We start from the raw sequence: 1942 nt of genomic DNA, 5'->3' as shown, positions 1-1942 counted from the left end.
GTATAAGGAAAAGAAAGATATATTGAAGCAAAGATTAATAGGGAAACACACAATAACACTTCAAAAAGTTCCTGGCATTCCTGAGCCAAAGGAATTGACTGTAAAGCTAGAAATCAAAGATGTTATCGTAGGTGCGGAAGGAGCTTGTGCCTATTTGGGCTTGATTCGGGATATTGACACTTTGGCAATAAAGGACGATAACCTTGTGAAGGATTCACGTAAAGGGATCATAATCGGTGACCTTGGCGGTGACTCTGTTGATTTTGTAGGCATCAAGAATAATAAGCCGGTCGCTTCAGTTGAAGGAGACCATTTTGGAATTAATTTATTCCTGGATACAATCATAAAAAAAGTCAGCAAGAATGAATTATATACTTTTGATTCAAGATCAGAACTTGAAGAGAAATTATACGCTGGACACTCAGAATGGTATGTAGAACCTTTTGCCGGAGTCAGAAAAGATATAAGCAAATACGTGATTCCTCAATTAAAAATCATGGCTATCAAATATCTTGAACACTTTGATCGTGCCAGAAGCAGTTCCAGTGAGATCAAAGGTGCATCCCGGTATATCGCAGTAGGTGGAGCTGCAAAGCTTGCCCAAAAACAAATTCAGGAAGCTGCAGTAAGATGGTCAGAAAAAGGCCGCCCAATTGATCTGACTTTTCCTGAAAACCTGGAAAAATTGAATGTCTTCGGCCTCATGATCTTAGCCAAAATGAACCACCTTAAAAAACAGCATGAGAATACCGAGGAATTAATTTCCGTTGAAGGATGATCGGTATGTCAAACACTTATACGGATTACCACAATAAGATCGCGATAACTGTCCCTGAACGATATATTGATGTAAAAACTGGTGAATCCTACGCTGTCTCACCAAAAATCATTGAACAAATTGAATACCATGCAGATAACAGCACACTGAACCACCTTATTATGTCGGCACTCCATCACTATCTCAGTCCTAAACCTATTCTAAACGGGGGTTCTGCTGAAATACTGCAGCAGCTTGCAGATATCAGGGCAATACTCGAAAATGGTGTATACCAAATTCAGCCAGCTGCCAAGCCAAAGTTTCGAAAAGACCAAACTGACGCAGCTAAGCTTCTCGACATGAAAGACATTGAAGATATCCTTGACGCATTCGGCGGGTAACTGAATTAATACAATGAAGGACGGTACATTCGTACACGTCCTTCATTGTGTCTATTTGTATCAAACAACCAATCAATGGAAAATTATTTTTTTTGAAGCAAACGAAAAATGAGGGAAAGCATTTTCGGATAGTATTTTTCGAAGAATTCATGGTCTGTGGCAACGGCTTTTTTGTTATAAAACTCGATGATTTTTATAGCCGCATCTCTTTTGTGGGTAACAGGGATATGGAAAAAGTCAATGACAGGTGAATAAGTTCCATCTCCGGCAGGGAGCAAATACCCAAAAATCATATCTCCTTCCCGAGGCTCGTGATACACCTCATTGTATACTCCTACAAGCTTCTCTTTCATCTGAAAAACATCAGTTAGCACAATGACCCTTTCGCCAACAATCTCTTCAACATAATAGAAACCAGGCGTCGTATACCTCCATTCACTAATGATCCTATGCAACTTTGGCCTTCTTCTGCTTTTATACTCCGGCGATTCAAGATACTGCTGGAAGATCGTTTTGCTGCCATTACGAACACGGTGACATAGAATCGCCCACGAAATAATATGGGGGATCATCATTGATGATAAATCATCTTCTTGGTTCTTTTTTTCTGTAAAATCATCTATCAAATCCAGCAAATATTCTCCGTAATACTCATTCGCATAATTATAAAGCTCTCCAATTTCGTCAAAAACCACATCCCTTAATTTTTCATCAATCGAAATAACATTTTTCTCAATGAACATAATTTTCTCCTTTCAATTACTTAGTGTCACCTCCATATCGT

General features: G+C 38.9%; 2 protein-coding genes and 1 pseudogene. 2 read left to right on the top strand and 1 reads right to left on the bottom strand.

Going from position 1 to position 1942, the window contains the following annotated elements:
• Both WB217_RS03980 and WB217_RS03975 read left to right on the top strand, forming a co-directional pair.
• A pseudogene (locus WB217_RS03980) lies at nucleotides 1–778 on the top strand (ParM/StbA family protein); the annotation flags it as partial.
• Nucleotides 779–783: 5 nt separating this feature from the next.
• The gene (locus tag WB217_RS03975; RefSeq protein ID WP_423990851.1) at nucleotides 784–1158 is read left to right on the top strand and encodes a hypothetical protein; all 375 of its coding nucleotides are present in this window, start codon (nucleotides 784–786) and stop codon (nucleotides 1156–1158) included.
• 83 nt (nucleotides 1159–1241) lie between these two features.
• On the opposite strand, the gene WB217_RS03970 is transcribed toward WB217_RS03975, so the two are convergent.
• On the bottom strand, nucleotides 1242–1901 hold the full coding sequence (locus tag WB217_RS03970) for a hypothetical protein (protein WP_423990849.1): 660 nt from the start codon (nucleotides 1899–1901) through the stop codon (nucleotides 1242–1244).
• Between the last annotated feature and the right edge of the window lie 41 nt (nucleotides 1902–1942).

This window comes from Mesobacillus sp., assembly GCF_049588175.1.
Lineage (GTDB): Bacteria > Bacillota > Bacilli > Bacillales > Cytobacillaceae > Mesobacillus.
This window is presented reverse-complemented; position numbering and strand designations above follow the sequence as displayed.

Bases quoted from the DNA above. Each gene is read 5' to 3' on its own strand.
- WB217_RS03970 (WP_423990849.1), bottom strand. From the start codon at position 1,901: ATGTTCATTGAGAAAAATGTTATTTCGATTGATGAAAAATTAAGGGAT.
- WB217_RS03975 (WP_423990851.1), top strand. From the start codon at position 784: ATGTCAAACACTTATACGGATTACCACAATAAGATCGCGATAACTGTC.